Annotated in this window: 11 protein-coding genes; 5 read left to right on the top strand and 6 right to left on the bottom strand. The window is 38.5% G+C overall.

Annotated elements, in window-relative coordinates; translation table 11 throughout:
• Positions 1 to 64: 64 nt before the first annotated feature.
• On the bottom strand, positions 65 to 1,699 hold the full coding sequence (locus tag GVN22_RS08930) for a 4Fe-4S binding protein (RefSeq protein ID WP_166550682.1): 1,635 nt from the start codon (positions 1,697 to 1,699) through the stop codon (positions 65 to 67).
• Between the two features lie 264 nt (positions 1,700 to 1,963).
• Positions 1,964 to 4,378: an alpha-ketoacid dehydrogenase subunit alpha/beta gene (locus GVN22_RS08925; RefSeq protein ID WP_166550681.1), complete on the bottom strand. Its 2,415-nt coding sequence runs from the start codon at positions 4,376 to 4,378 to the stop codon at positions 1,964 to 1,966.
• Positions 4,379 to 4,830: 452 nt separating this feature from the next.
• Between GVN22_RS08925 and GVN22_RS08920 the strand changes: the two genes are divergently transcribed.
• The gene (locus GVN22_RS08920; RefSeq protein ID WP_166550680.1) at positions 4,831 to 5,307 is read left to right on the top strand and encodes a DUF1573 domain-containing protein; all 477 of its coding nucleotides are present in this window, start codon (positions 4,831 to 4,833) and stop codon (positions 5,305 to 5,307) included.
• A gap of 323 nt (positions 5,308 to 5,630) precedes the next feature.
• Here the strand turns inward: GVN22_RS08920 and GVN22_RS08915 are convergent, their stop codons facing one another.
• From GVN22_RS08915 to GVN22_RS08905, 3 genes are all read right to left on the bottom strand, one after another.
• On the bottom strand, positions 5,631 to 6,371 hold the full coding sequence (locus GVN22_RS08915) for a LytTR family DNA-binding domain-containing protein (RefSeq protein ID WP_166550679.1): 741 nt from the start codon (positions 6,369 to 6,371) through the stop codon (positions 5,631 to 5,633).
• A gap of 323 nt (positions 6,372 to 6,694) precedes the next feature.
• Positions 6,695 to 7,735, bottom strand: a complete 1,041-nt coding sequence (locus GVN22_RS28400; protein ID WP_166550678.1) for a histidine kinase — start codon at positions 7,733 to 7,735, stop codon at positions 6,695 to 6,697.
• A gap of 176 nt (positions 7,736 to 7,911) precedes the next feature.
• On the bottom strand, positions 7,912 to 8,097 hold the full coding sequence (locus tag GVN22_RS08905; protein ID WP_166550677.1) for an HTH domain-containing protein: 186 nt from the start codon (positions 8,095 to 8,097) through the stop codon (positions 7,912 to 7,914).
• A 310-nt stretch (positions 8,098 to 8,407) separates the two neighbouring features.
• Here GVN22_RS08905 and GVN22_RS08900 point away from each other — a divergent pair, with 310 nt between their 5' ends.
• The 4 genes from GVN22_RS08900 (at position 8,408) to GVN22_RS08885 (ending at position 12,463) form a co-directional block, all read left to right on the top strand.
• Positions 8,408 to 10,513 (top strand): prolyl oligopeptidase family protein, encoded by a 2,106-nt coding sequence (locus GVN22_RS08900; protein WP_166550676.1) that lies wholly within the window; start codon positions 8,408 to 8,410, stop codon positions 10,511 to 10,513.
• Positions 10,514 to 10,603: 90 nt separating this feature from the next.
• Complete coding sequence (locus GVN22_RS08895; protein ID WP_166550675.1) at positions 10,604 to 11,110, top strand: histidine phosphatase family protein; 507 nt, start codon at positions 10,604 to 10,606, stop codon at positions 11,108 to 11,110.
• Positions 11,111 to 11,649: 539 nt separating this feature from the next.
• The gene (locus GVN22_RS08890; RefSeq protein WP_166550674.1) at positions 11,650 to 12,060 is read left to right on the top strand and encodes a hypothetical protein; all 411 of its coding nucleotides are present in this window, start codon (positions 11,650 to 11,652) and stop codon (positions 12,058 to 12,060) included.
• A gap of 58 nt (positions 12,061 to 12,118) precedes the next feature.
• Positions 12,119 to 12,463, top strand: a complete 345-nt coding sequence (locus GVN22_RS08885; protein ID WP_166550673.1) for a hypothetical protein — start codon at positions 12,119 to 12,121, stop codon at positions 12,461 to 12,463.
• Positions 12,464 to 12,546: 83 nt separating this feature from the next.
• Here GVN22_RS08885 and GVN22_RS08880 read toward each other — a convergent pair whose 3' ends face one another.
• A complete protein-coding gene (locus GVN22_RS08880; protein ID WP_166550672.1) occupies positions 12,547 to 14,466 on the bottom strand; it encodes an auracyanin family protein in 1,920 nt (639 codons plus the stop codon).
• Positions 14,467 to 14,473: the final 7 nt, after the last annotated feature.

Raw genomic sequence — 14,473 nt, 5'->3', positions numbered from 1 at the left:
ATAAATACAAATTGTATCAAAACTCTTGAGATTTATGGTTGGTCAAATATCTATTTCAAAAACCTTATTCTGGTCTTTTAAATTTTGGTCGAAACACAGGACGAGGCTTAGGCGCTTCTTCATTCGTAGCAGTATCTTCCTGTTTGGTCTCTTCTGCTTTTGTTTCCTCTTGTTCCGCTTTAGCAACTGGCTCAGTTATTTCTTCTTCTGTCTTTGCAGGAGCTTTAAACTTAGGTCTAAAAGCTGGACGAGCAGGTTTGGATTCTTCCGCTGGTGCTACAACTTCTGGAGCTACTTCTGCACTGGCCTCTACAACTGGCCCAGATGCCTCCTCTGCTGGCTTTGAGGCTGGCTTAAATTTTGGTCTAAAAGCTGGACGAGCAGGTTTGGATTCTTCCACTGGTATTTCAACTTCTGGAGCTACCTCTGCACTGGCCTCTACAACTGGCTCGGATGCTTCATCTACTGGCTTAGTTGCTGGCTTAAATTTTGGTCTAAAAGCTGGACGGGCAGGTTTGGATTCCTCAGCTGGTGTTGTAACTTCTGGAGCTACCTCTGCACTGGCCTCCACAACTGGCTCAGATGCCTCCTCAGCTGGCTTTGACGCTGGCTTGAATTTTGGTCTAAAGGCAGGAAGAGCTGGCTTGGATTCTTCTGCTGGTGCTCCAACTTCTGGAGCTACCTCTGTACTAGCTTCTACAACTGGTTCGGATGCCTCCTCGACTGGCTTAGTTGCTGGCTTGAATTTTGGTCTAAAAGCTGGACGAGCAGCAGGCTTTATTTCATCGGCAGCAGTTGTAGCATTTTCATCGGTAACTTCTGTCGTATTTCCAACAGAAGTTTCGGTTGAAGGTGCAACCTTCATTTTTGGCTTAAATGCTGGACGAGCTACTGGTTTCGGCGTATCTTCTGTAGAAGTTTCGTCTGTAATAGGCTTCGACTCAGAGCTTTCAACCTTCATTTTGGGTTTAAAAGCAGGTCTTGGTGCTGGTTTTGGAGCTTCGGCAGTAGCTTCAGTTGCAGACTCAGCTGGAGTTTCAGTATTAGCTACAGGACGAGTGGCAGGCTTAAATGCTGGTTTTGGCGCAACTTTCGGTTCTACTTTTTGAGCAGCAGTTTCCTTTTTGAATGCCTCTTTCTCGAGCATATACTGCTCATACAATTTTTTCTTTTCGTCAGCTTGTTCCTCTGTAAGATTTCCAAAAGCAAAATTGTGCTCGGTAATGTCAAATACAGAAAAGTCATACTCTTTTTTCATGGTAAGACATTCGGTAGGACATACCGTCGTACATAAGCCACAGAAACAACATTTTGACATATCAATATCAAACTTGGCAGCATACAAACGAATCGCCGAGCCATCTGAGGCATAACTGACTACACCAGTTGCTTTGATAGGTTCAATTTCTATACAATCGACAGGGCAGATTTTAGCACATTTATCACATACAATACAATCATCCATTTCGTTATGCAACTGATAACGCCCATTATCTGGTACTGGTAATTGCTCATAAGGATATTGAGTTGTGACAATTCCTGTTTTTTGATCGAAATACTGTGGGTCATCTACAAAAATCGGTTTGCGACTTTGACGAGCATCTTTAAAGTGTTTGAAGGACAAAGACAACCCTTTCAAAGAAGTTTTGATACCCTCTTTGATATTTCCCCAATATGTATTGTTAGCTCCTTTTTGCATAATTTGGTACAGAATAATATCATTTGGAGAGTTTTTTGATAAAATTTTATTCTTAAAATTTTACTTCTCCAGACAATTACCACAAAACTACTCTATAAAATACTGATTTTATAGAGTAAACCATTTTTTTTGGAAAATGAATCCGAGAGGATAGTTTTTAGTATCAATTTGTACCTGTAAGATGAGTATTCTTTATAAAAAAATTCGGTAAGAAGATTCTTACCGAATTTTTTTATAAAGAATATTTTTCCCAAAATGTAATCCCTAATATAAATCAGGGAAACGACTTGGTTGAGCCTCTGACATCATTTCATATACAGCATCAAATACCGTATCAGCATTAGGTTTTGAGAAATAATCGCCATCAGAAGTATAGGCAGGACGATGCGGTTGGGCAGCAATACAAACAGGTTTTGAATCGAGCCAACGATACGCATTCTGTTTGTCTAATACCTCTTCCATCATATATCCTGTACCTCCGCCCGGCATATCCTCATCGGCAAAAATCACTCGATTCGTTTTCTTGATTGACTCTACGATTTTGTGTCCTAAATCAAAAGGCAATAAAGTTTGAACATCTATTACCTCTACTTCTATGCCCACTTGTGCCAATTGAACTGCCGCTTCCATTACGATACGACACATAGAGCCATACGTAACAATGGTAACATCACTACCTTCACGAAGTATATCAGGAACTCCCAGAGGCACGCGAGTATCATGCAAATTTGAAGGCAGTTTTTCTTTGAGTCGATAACCATTTAGGCACTCAATCACAACAGCAGGATCGTCGCTATTAAGCAATGTATTGTACATGCCTGCCGCTTGAGTCATGTTGCGTGGCACACACAAATGTACCCCTCTCAAACCATTCAACAATACGCCCATTGGCGAACCTGAGTGCCAGATACCCTCTAAGCGGTGCCCACGAGTACGCACAATCATCGGAGATTTCTGTCCTCCTTTTGTACGATAGTGCAAACAAGCTAAATCATCTGATAGAGTTGCAAATGGGTAAAATATATAATCTAAATATTGAATTTCTACAATTGGACGTAGCCCACGCATAGCAGCTCCAATACCTTGTCCTACTATGGTCATTTCACGGATACCAGTATCGGTTATTCTCCACTCTCCGAACTTGTCTTGTAATCCTGCAAGTGTTTGATTAACATCACCGATTTTCCCTACGTCTTCACCAATAATAAAAACTCGTGGGTCTGTTGCTAACCAATGATCAAAGTTTTTATTTAAAACTTCACGACCGTCTACCATAGGAGCATCTTCATCGTAGATAGCTGGTTGTGCTGAAATATTGAAAGCCGATTTGTCAGAAGTTGAAAATTGAAAGGAGTTAAAGCGATCAAAATTAGCCTCTTTTGACTTTTCAAGCCATTCTATTAATCCACGTTTAGCAGGAAAATTTTCGAATCTTAGCAAACGTAACGCTTTCTTTACCGCCACCACGCTATCACGATGGATAGGATTCATGGTTTTACGAAGTTCTTCTGCTATTTGCTTGATTGTAGCACCATTTTTACTTTCTGCTGCCGCTTGATTCATCAAAGAAAGTGCATCTTCTTTTTCAGGCTTAATCGAGTCCATATAGGCCTGCCAAGCATCTTTCTGTGATTTACGAGCGATTTTTACCGCTTCTTGATCAATTGTTAATAGTTCTTCCTCTGTAGCAAAATCATTATCCAGAATCCATTTTCTGAAATGGGTATTACAGTCAAAGTCTATTTCAAATTGTAAACGTTCGGGAGATTTATAGCGCTCGTGAGAGCCAGAAGCAGAGTGTCCTTGTTGTTGAGTCACCTCTTCCACGTGAATCAAAGAAGGGATATGGTTTTCACGAGCCAGCTGAGCTGCTTTATGAAAAGCCTCCATCAAGCCTACATAATCATAAGCCTTTACGGAAATAATTTCAAGACCTGCCTCATCGTCTGTTCGTTGATAGCCAGCCAGAGCCTTTGAAATAGAATGCTTGGTAGTTTGATATTGAGTTGGCACCGAAATTCCATAACCATCGTCCCAAACTGCCATTACTAGTGGTATCTGTAAAACGCCAGCGGTATTAATGCATTCTAAGAACATACCTTCAGAGGTAGAAGCATCACCAATCGTCGAAAAGCATACTTCATTGCCTTGTTTAGAAAACTTTTCAGCTATTTCGCCCTGAAGTTCTGGAACATTACGATAGAGCTTTGAAGCGTACGCTATACCAATCGCTCTTGGTATTTGTCCAGCAGTAGAAGATATACCAGCAACAGAATTAAATAATTTTGTTTGGTCAACCCAATGCCCATTAGCATCTAGCCATTGTGTAGCATGGTGGTTGTTCATAGTACGCCCGCCAGTGTGGGGGTCATGCGCTTTATCAGGATGACCGTACAGCTGTGCGAAATACTGTTGCCAAGTCAAATCACCTACAGCAGCCACAATCGTTTGGTCACGATAATACCCAGAAATAAAGTCACCTGCCTTCATGGCTCTTGCTAGGGCAATTTGGGCGAGCTCTTTGCCGTCACCATAAATACCAAACTTGGCACGTCCAGCAAACACTTCTTTCCTTACTAGTAAAGAACATTCACGGCTAATACGTGCAAGACGGTAATCCTCGATAACCGACTCTTTTTTAAATAAAATTGTTTCTGACAGTAGTTCGTTTTCCAACACGGCAATTTCGGGCTGATAAAAATAGAATTAAAGATACAGTTGATGGTGTGTTTAAGACTTATAAGTTAGAATCAAACATCTACCCTTTGGCTTAAAGCTGTATCAAAAATAAGATAATTTAATTAGTATAACAAACAGTCGAAATTTTGGAGAGTTGTTAATAATTTGTTAAAGGTTCTCAAAGATTTTGCCAACCTTTTGATGTAGTTTACTTTTGTTTCGGAATAAATCAATTCACTCAAGAAAAACTGAAGTAATATTTTGAATCTGTATTATTTTATACTTTTTTCAAAAAAATATAATTTTTCAGTCTTTTTTTAGAATAAAATCCGCTTAAAGCTCATTAGTTTGGTCCTTTAAATAAGTTTTGCGGAAACAAATTCCTTACTTTTTCGTATATTTATTACGAAAGCTTGTAAAGCTATTTAATAACAACTAAACATTCTGTTCAAATGAAAAAACTATTTTTCTTTTTCGCATTTTTGTTCACTGCAACATTGGCAAATGCACAAGGAGTAATCAAATTCAAAACTGAAAGTCACGATTTTGGTAAAATCGAAGAAGGAACACAGGCTACTTACACATTTGAATTTACTAACACTGGTACTGCACCTGTAGTAATTTCTAATGCTCAACCTTCTTGCGGATGTACAACTCCAGATTGGACTAGAGAACCAGTACTTCCAGGAAAAACAGGGAAAGTAACTGCTTCTTTTAACTCAACTGGTCGTCCTGGTGCTTTCAACAAAACTGTTACAGTTATCAGTAACTCAGAAACTCCAACAATCGCTTTGACAATCAAAGGTGAGGTAGCTCCAAAAGGAACTGCAACTGAAGTAGCTCCTGCAGTGGCTCCAGTACCAACAGTAACTAAAAATGCTGCTCCTGCTGCTCCAGCAAAGCCTGCTAAGAAAAAATCTGGTAAATAATCGGAAGATTCTTTAGCTGAGGCTCCATCGGTTTTCTAAAAAATATTTGATAGAAATCCCTTTTAGCCTCTTAATCATACAAAAAGGTGTCGAAATTTCGACACCTTTTTTGTATTACAGCAGTATATGGTCGTTGAAATGATTTATATTAATGTGTATTTTACCAAACTGTTGCTCTTACGGAGCCGAGGTAAATGATTGACTATCGCTTTTCAATCTTCTGGATAAACAGGTATTTCTTTGTTATATAAAATTCGTTTTGAATATTTATCCAATGAAGCGTAAGCTATTTTAGGCAAGGACAATTCACAATTCCGCACTTGTTAGCTTTGCCCTATTCTTTTGAAGAATTCTTCAGAATAATGCTCGCTTACAGGTATTTGCATATTGCCTATTTTGATTTTGAGATTACGAATAGACTCAATTTTAGGCATTGCTACGATATACGATTTATGAATACGGAAAAAATGTTCCGTAGGAAGTTTCTCTTCAATAGCCTTCATGGTCATGCGAGTCACTATAGGTTTGGTAGAGCCTTCCAAATGAATTTTGATATAATCTTTCAGTCCCTCAATATACGTAATGTCTGATATTTTGACTTTTACCAAAGAATAGTCAGCATTGACAAAAATAGAATCTGTTTCATACACCAATCCTTTTTCTTTTTCCTCGACTTCCGTAACCTGAGCGCTTTTTAATTTCAGGTTATGTAAATCGTAAGCTTTGTTTACAGCTTTTAGAAACCTATCAAAAGAAACAGGCTTAAGTAGGTAGTCTACCACATCCAAATCAAAGCCCTCTAATGCGTATTGTTGATAAGCCGTAATGAAAATTACCATTGGAGGTTCTTTGACACTTTGTAAGAATTGAACTCCTGTAATTCCAGGCATTTGAATATCTAAAAAAACTAAGTCAATCGACTCATTTTGAAGTGTTTCAATAGCATCAAAAGCATTTTTACAACGTTTTACTAAGTTTAGAAAGGGAACTTTGTTGATATTATCTTCCAATAAATCTAGGGCGAGGCTCTCGTCGTCCACCGCTAGACAGTTTAGTTTTATCATATTTTGAGAAGTATTTGAAAATCAAAAAGCAACTAATAAGCTAATGGGCAAAATGACATTAATATTACCCGCATTAGGCATTAAGCGTTATGCTGTAGACCAAAAGGTTAATAATATTTTGAATGAGACAATAAAAACCTTTTTGCCTAATGCTTACAGCTAATTGCCTATAGCATTAAGACTATTAGTTACCGAAAAGAGTTGCCTTAGGCTTCACGAAAGTATGAAAAGTACAGCATTTTACTAACCTTGTGTGACCTAGACGCAATACATTTATAGCCTAACAACAGCTAGATTAGGCTAAAATACAAGAATCCTCCGACTTAAACTTCAATGTGTAGACGAACGTCATACCAATGACTGTCCTGTGTGATGATGAGTTGGTGTTGTTCTGGATATAATAAGGTTAAACGACGTTTTACGTTACTGAGACCTATGCCAGAGGCGTGGTCTTTGGCTTCGGGTTTAGGATTTGTTTTATTTTTTACCGAAAATACCAAGCCTTTATCATCTACCTCCATAGCAATATGAATCTCTGGGCTTAGAATCATACCAATACCATGTTTGAAGGCATTTTCAACGAACGGTATAATGAGCATGGGTTCGAGTAAAATATTCGATTCTTTTTGGGGTTTCTGAAAAGAAACGACAACATCATCTCCAAAGCGAATCATTTGTAAGTCGATATAGCTTTGTAAATATTGAATTTCTTTGCTCAATAATACTTTTGTCCCTTCAGACTCATACAACATATAGCGCATAAGTTCTGAGAGCTTAATGACCACAGGTTCAACCATATCAGGCTTGCGTCTTGATAAAGATACAATGCTGTTGAGCACATTGAACATGAAGTGTGGGCTTATCTGCGAACGCAAAAACGAAAGCTCAGATTTGAGCCTCTCATTTTCTTGTTCTTTGCGAACTTCTTCTTTGTGGATATTATCGGCCATAATGCGGTAGCTGGTGCTAATTGCCAAGACAAACAACGTTTGGAATATAGTACCCAAACGAGGGAACCTTGTTGCATTTGGTCCAAATAATAATACCTTCCCTAAACCATTTAAGTAAAAAAGTGTTGTCATTGCCACAATTAGCGCAATGATATACAACCACACGTTATTACGTTTTGTCCAAATCTTGGTGATCAAAACTTGCGAATTGAGATAGAAGAATGGGATATTGAGCATACTCAACAACGTAAAATACATGGTTGCATTTGCGTTGGGCGGAGGCAGGCTAGGATTGATTTTGGGAGGATCTGGCGTTGTTCCTCTTAGTAAATACGGCAATGACAAGAAGCATATCCACCCAATAATGTGGAAAAGCACTTGTTGTTTGTTGATATTTTTGATAGAAATAGTCACACTCAGTTTTTTCTACAAACATAAGTACTTTACACTTTCCTCCCAAAAGAGAAGTGTAAAGTATTGTATTTCAACGACGAAAATGTTTTTTCTTGAGACAAGGAAGCTGCTAGTTATTCTATTCTAAGAAGTACTGGATTGTTTGTGGAACATTATTCGGATTTCTAATGAATATGCTAAATGGAGACTATTACTTTCCAATATCCGCCGTTGTCGCCTCCAACTCTTTCGATTTTGTTTTCTGTTTTCAAGCTTTTAATAGCTCTTTCAATAGTTCTCTGGCTTTTGTCTAATTCTTTTGCTAAGGTTATTGTAGTAATATGAGGATTGTGATTGATTAGTTTAAGAACCTTCTCCGACATTTTCTCCGACATTTTCTCCGACACAATTATTTCTTTTTGTTTGATTTCGAGGGTTACACTCGCAAAATCATAATTAAATGTGGGAGTAGATAGACCGTAGATGATGCACTCATTGATAATTCTTATAGTACCACGTCTCTACATGTAAAAGCCAATTAATAAGACTGGTGACACTTCCGAAATCCCACATCCCAAATCCGCAATAGTTGTACAGCCCTGACTCACAATTCCGCTAGGGCTATCTAAAACTCAAAATTTATCCGTATTTTCGAAAAAACTCTTATTCAACAAACCTAATTCTTCATCGAAAATGAACAAATCCCTTTCGCTAGTATCAGCCTTGGTACTGGCTCCTATGTTAAGTATGGCGCAGTGGAAATACCCCGAAACAGCAAAAGTAAATCAAGTCGATAATTATCATGGTACACAAGTAGCCGACCCGTATCGTTGGCTCGAAGATGACCGTTCTGCCGAAACAGCACAATGGGTAAAAGCTCAAAATACATTGACTTTTGATTACCTCGAAAAAATTCCTTACCGTAACGCCCTCAAAAAGCGTATCGAGGAGGTGTTCAATTATACAAAGCTTTCGGCTCCTTCTCGCAAAGGCGAATGGTTCTATTTTTACAAAAACAATGGATTACAAAATCAATCAGTGTTGTATCGCCAAAAAGGTTTGAATGGTGCGCCAGAGGTGGTGCTTGATCCTAACCAATTATCGCCCGATGGTACTACTCGTTTGCAAAGTTTTGTGATATCTAAAGATGGCAAATATGCAGCCTATACCCTTTCAAAAGGTGGTTCGGACTGGCAAGATGGCTATGTGATGGACTTGACAACGAAAACCAATTTGTCAGAAAAAATCGAATGGATTAAGGTTTCTACGATTTCTTGGCAGGGCAATGGCTTTTATTACAGCCGTTATCCCAAACCAGAAGGAAGTGCACTGGCAGCCAAAAATGAAAATCACCAAGTTTGGTTCCACCGTGTAGGTACATCACAATCTGATGACCAATTGGTCTATCAAGATTTGAAAAACTTACAACGTTTCCACTATTTGCAGGTAACAGAAGACGAAAAATTTGCTATTTTGATTGTCTCTGACCGTGGTAAAGGCAAAGAAGGAAATGCGCTTTTCTACAAAAAAGCAGGACAAGAGTCTTTCCAACCTATCGTGGCAGAAGTTGATAAATTTAGCTATTCGGTAATCGACAATATCGGCGATGAGTTTTTGATAGAAACCAATGAGAATGCTCAAAACTCGAAAATTCTTCGTTTTAATCCTGCCAATAAATCTTGGAAAGTAGTTATTCCCGAAAAAGCTGAACCGCTTCAAGGTGCTCGTACTGCGGGCGGAAAATTATTCCTTTCTTATCTCAAGGATGTAACGACTCGTGTATATGTACACGCAATGGATGGTAAATTAGAAAACGAAGTGAAATTGCCAGGCTTAGGTACTTGTTCGGGTTTTGGAGGCAATGCCGACGATAAGTTCGTATTTTATACTTTCACGTCGTTCACTTTTCCTCCGACAATATACCGCTATGATATTGCTACCAAGAAAAGTACAGTATTTACTAAACCTGAGTTAAGTTTTGACCCATCTGCGTTTGAAACGAAACAGATTTTTTATACCAGTAAAGACGGAACCAAAGTTCCTATGTTTATTACTTACAAAAAAGGACTTCAGCTCAATAGCCAAAATCCAACTTTATTGTATGCTTATGGAGGTTTCAATGTAAGCTCATTGCCAGCTTTTAGCGCTACTTTGATTCCTTTCTTGGAACAAGGTGGGGTATATGCTTTGGCAAATATTCGTGGTGGAGCTGAATACGGTGAAAAATGGCATGAGGCAGGAATGAAGCTCAAAAAGCAAAATGTATTTGATGATTTCATTGCTGCTGGCGAATACCTAATTGCTCAGAAATATTGTGATAATCAGCATTTGGCACTAAGAGGAGGCTCAAATGGGGGCTTGTTGGTAGGAGCAGTGATTAATCAACGCCCAGACTTATGTAAAGTGGCGTTCCCGCAGGTAGGAGTAATGGATATGTTGCGTTATCATAAATTTACCATCGGTTGGAACTGGTCTCCAGAATATGGTAATTCAGATGATGCTACCGATTTCAAGAATTTGTACCAATATTCTCCATTGCACAATATCAAATCGGTGGCATATCCTGCCACTATGGTAACTACCGCCGACCATGATGACCGTGTTGTACCAGCGCATTCATTCAAATACACAGCCGAGTTACAAGCAAAAGCAGGGTCTGTATCTAGTAACCCTTTGTTGATTCGTGTAGATGTAAACTCTGGTCATGGGGCAAGTAATACTGCCAAAAGCATCGAGCAAACAGCGGATATTTATGCGTTTTTGTTTTATAACATGGGCTTCGTTCCGAAAAAATTGTAAAGAGGGGATAGGGATTAGGCAAAGAGGCACTAGTGAAAAATAAAAATACTCTTTGCCTAGTGCCTCTTGCCTAACCCCTCTCAGAAAACTATGCTACCAAAAATCATTTTTGCTTCTCTATTTTGGGTAATGCTAAGTTTGACAGCTTGTCAGACCACCCAGAAGATTTATGTGGTTCGCCATGCTGAAAAAGATGTGGCTTTTCAAGGAAATGACCGTATGCGTCCACTCAATGCTCAGGGACACCAACGCGCTGGAGCTTTGTATCAACGCTTAGCAAAAGCTGGTATTCAAAAAATCTTTGTAACAGAGTATTTGCGCGTGCAACAGACCGCTGATTCGCTTCGTATCAAAAATCGGATAGACACACTTTGGTATAGTGCCAAAGATGTTGTTTTGTCAGACGATTTGGAAAAAGTAGGTGTTCAAAACAAGACTGTTTTGATTGTTGGGCATAGTAATACGGTTCCTGATATCATTCGAAAATTTGGTGTAAATTTTGAAACCAAGATATTGCCAGATACAGAGTATGATAATCTATATATTATTAGCAGGAAGAAAGGCAAAGTGCTCAAGTTTGAAGCAAGTAAATATTAGTGAATAATAGGATGAGAAGTCCCCTGTATAGCTAGACTATGCAGGGGATTTTTGTTTGGTACAAAAAAATATTGAAATATTTATAAGTAAAAATGCTTATTTCTTTTTTGGAGAAAGTACCCTTAATTATACCGACATTTGTCAATTTTTGTATGAATAATTGCTATAACAATAGTTTTTGTACCTTCTTTTGGAAAAAAGAAATAAAATCCAGTTATAAGCATGCTAAATATCAACTTCCAATAAATTAAAGTACAAAAAAATATTTGAAAAATTTAGTTTTTATGTTTTTTGAAAAGAGGGCTTTCAAAAAATGCTGGTTTTGAAATAAAAAGTGATTTTTGTTGATAAAGGGTATTTTAAAAGTAGTATTCAGTTCGAAAAAAAGCCTAAAATCACTAGAAAAAGGGCTAAAAATCAACTTTTTGTCAAAAAATGAGGTGCTTGACATTGATTTTTTTTATTGTAAACTTTCGGTCGTAATTCTTACTAGAACAACAAACGAAACAAAATAAAACCACAATAAAATAAGAAAAGATATGGAAGCGACGATGAAAGCAAATCAGTTTTTGACTCCTAATTTATATACAAGCATAAACGAGGTAGAGATCTTAGATTGTTTAGTTGACTTTGGATATATGCCAAAAGAATTCAACCAAAATCAAGTTATCTCATTCGTAAAAGATGAGAATTTTTACCTAGTACTATTTATGGTACGCGAAGATGGACAGAAGGGTTTCTTAATGTATGAAATATTAGATTTTACTATGCACGAACAAGAGCTCTATATGATGTCTCATCTTTTCAGAAACTTAGTAGCGTCTAATAAAAATAACTATACTTATCGTAAGGCTCAGTACAAACTAGACGAAATGTTAGGTATGGTTCCTACATTCAGAGCGTTGTACAAAAAACGTTTTGATGTAGATGATTATGGAATGGCTGCATAAGTTTTTCTTGATGTGAATTTTCTGAAACAAATCACATACAATTAAAATTTATTGAATCATGAAAGTATCAGTTTTTGGGGCGGGTTTGTTGTTGATGGCAAGCTTTGGAGCACTCGCCCAAGAAATCCCAGCGGGTGACCCTGGTTACAACACTGGCAACTACAAGCACCCCAACAAGGCGGCTGCGGCTGCCAAAAAAGCAAAGTACATTACACAAACCGAGCAGGTAGTTTCGAACAGGAATTACAAGCAGAGTTTAGGAAGTAAAACGGTAGAAAGTGGTTTAGTAATTGAGAGAACGTCGTCAACGGAGCCTGTTAATTACAAAATGCCATACACCAAGAAAGTCAAAAAATCTACAATTGCCCTTCAAGATACTAGTAAAGGTGTTGCGGGAGAGTAGTGAAGATTAATTTTAGAATGGTGAATTATGAGTTGTGAATGAAAGTAATTATTCACAATTCGTAATTCACCATTCTACATTATTTAGTCGTGATTCTCCAATTTGTTCAAATCTGCTTGAGCCTTCTTCTTGCCAAGCGCATTAATCCACGCTGCAATTTTTAGTACATCAGCCTTTGGCACGTGTGTCATCGATGCCATTTCTGTGGCATAGTCTGGCCAGTTTTCTGGTTTTGGGTGATATACCAATTCCAAAATTTGCTCATTTGTATAATTTCGTTTCGCAACCTCTGTAAACGGAGGTCCTACTACACGTGTAGCTTCTGCATGACAACTGGTACAAGCATGTTTTTTCAATAAAGTCGCTACTTGTTTGCTATCAATTAAACCTGCATCTGCTACCTTTTTAGTACCATTGATAGGAGTCGTCTTTTTCGCTGGCGTGCTTGTACTTGGTGCTGGAGCAGTGCTAGCTTTTACTTTCTGAGATTCTGTTAACTGAGCCGCTTCGCCATCAGGAATATTGTTGAGCGTATAATACCCGACTTCATGCAAAAGAGGTTGTCCTTCCTCGTTTAAGATACCCGATGGGCGAACTTCATGGATATATCCTTTGCGTAAGTTGTCAATTACTAAACGAACCTTCTTGCGGTCTGCTGATACAATAATCCCTTTCAATGGGGTCTTTTCTTGATTAATAATCGGACTACCGTAATTGTGGTGATATTTGTATGTGAAGCTTTTTAGCTCATAATTTGCTGCATCAGCGGCAGTTTTAGCATCCACAGGTTGTGTAAATTCAATCTCAAAACCATCTGGTCTTGCGCTAATTGTTTTCATTTCGAAAGGCAAACGACCATTCCAAACCAAGCGCTGTAAACCATATAAATCTTTTCCAGTAGAACCCCAACCACGTGAAGTCATCCCTACGAAAATAGAACCATCGTTACCCCAACGTGCACGTACTGTACCTGATTGAAAACCTTCGCGGAATGGATAACAAGCACCTTGATATTTGCCATTTACTTTCTCCAAACTCATACGCATGGCTTTTGATTGTCCTTGGTCAAATACGATGTATTGCCCTTGGAATGGACCAAATTTGCCATTGGTTTCATCTTCAATCATGTCAGCTGTCGAAATACCCATGATAGCATGAGGGAACCACACTGCTGGTAATTTCAAAGCCTTTACTTTCTTGGCAGCTTCGTACATAGGCTCGCCAGTATCAGGAAGGTCCTCTCTCGTTAATTTTAAAGGAGAATCTGGTTCTTTTGTCCAATACAAACCACCTGCGTTTCCTGCAAAATCCCCTTTTTCAAGATGTGTCACACGTCCTGAACCAACCCAGTCACCTTGGTTTTCGCCAAATAAAACATCTCCATTAGAGTTTACTGTAAAGCCTGCTGGTGAGCGCAATCCTGTAGCAACTGGCTCTAGTTTACCATCTTTGGTTACTTTTACCAACCATCCACGCCATTTGGCCAATTTACCTTCTCCATAACCTACCCATGCCACGTTGAAAGTAAGATACATATCGCCGTTTTTATCAAAAACTGGACCATAAGAATACTCGTGGTAGTTACCAGATAAGTCCCAATTGGCTACATTTTCGTATAAATCAGCTTTGTCGTCGCCGTCGGTATCTGTTAATTTAGTCAATTCACCACGTTGTGTACAGTAAAAAGAACCATCACGGTATGCCAAACCTAATGATTCGTGTAAACCGCTCGCAAAGAGTTTGTAACTAGGTTTTGTACCATTAGTTTGGTAAGGGTTTTCGATAATCCAAACTTCACCACGACGTGTACAAACACCCAAACGACCGTCAGGCATAGGAGCAAGACCACCTGCCTCTAAGCGAATACCATCAGGGATGGCAACGGTTTTTATTTCATAAAAATCTTCTTCTGTTAAAGGCTTTGGTTTATTTTGTGCTATTCCCGAAGATGCTCCAAGTCCCAAGAGTCCTAGGGTGAGGAGTAATTGATAATATCTTTTCATAAATCTT

The organism is Cellulophaga sp. BC115SP, from assembly GCF_009905545.1.
Classification (GTDB): domain Bacteria; phylum Bacteroidota; class Bacteroidia; order Cytophagales; family Spirosomataceae; genus Flectobacillus; species Flectobacillus rivi.
The sequence above is the reverse complement of the archived record's forward strand: the minus strand, read 5'-3'. Positions and strand labels throughout refer to the sequence as shown.

Excerpts from the sequence above, each read along its gene's own strand:
- GVN22_RS08890 (WP_166550674.1), top strand. The coding sequence starts at position 11,650 with ATGGAAGCGACGATGAAAGCAAATCAGTTTTTGACTCCTAATTTATAT.
- GVN22_RS08885 (WP_166550673.1), top strand. The coding sequence starts at position 12,119 with ATGAAAGTATCAGTTTTTGGGGCGGGTTTGTTGTTGATGGCAAGCTTT.
- GVN22_RS08920 (WP_166550680.1), top strand. The coding sequence starts at position 4,831 with ATGAAAAAACTATTTTTCTTTTTCGCATTTTTGTTCACTGCAACATTG.
- GVN22_RS08880 (WP_166550672.1), bottom strand. The coding sequence starts at position 14,466 with ATGAAAAGATATTATCAATTACTCCTCACCCTAGGACTCTTGGGACTT.
- GVN22_RS08915 (WP_166550679.1), bottom strand. The coding sequence starts at position 6,371 with ATGATAAAACTAAACTGTCTAGCGGTGGACGACGAGAGCCTCGCCCTA.
- GVN22_RS08905 (WP_166550677.1), bottom strand. The coding sequence starts at position 8,097 with ATGTCGGAGAAGGTTCTTAAACTAATCAATCACAATCCTCATATTACT.
- GVN22_RS08930 (WP_166550682.1), bottom strand. The coding sequence starts at position 1,699 with ATGCAAAAAGGAGCTAACAATACATATTGGGGAAATATCAAAGAGGGT.
- GVN22_RS08900 (WP_166550676.1), top strand. The coding sequence starts at position 8,408 with ATGAACAAATCCCTTTCGCTAGTATCAGCCTTGGTACTGGCTCCTATG.
- GVN22_RS08895 (WP_166550675.1), top strand. The coding sequence starts at position 10,604 with ATGCTACCAAAAATCATTTTTGCTTCTCTATTTTGGGTAATGCTAAGT.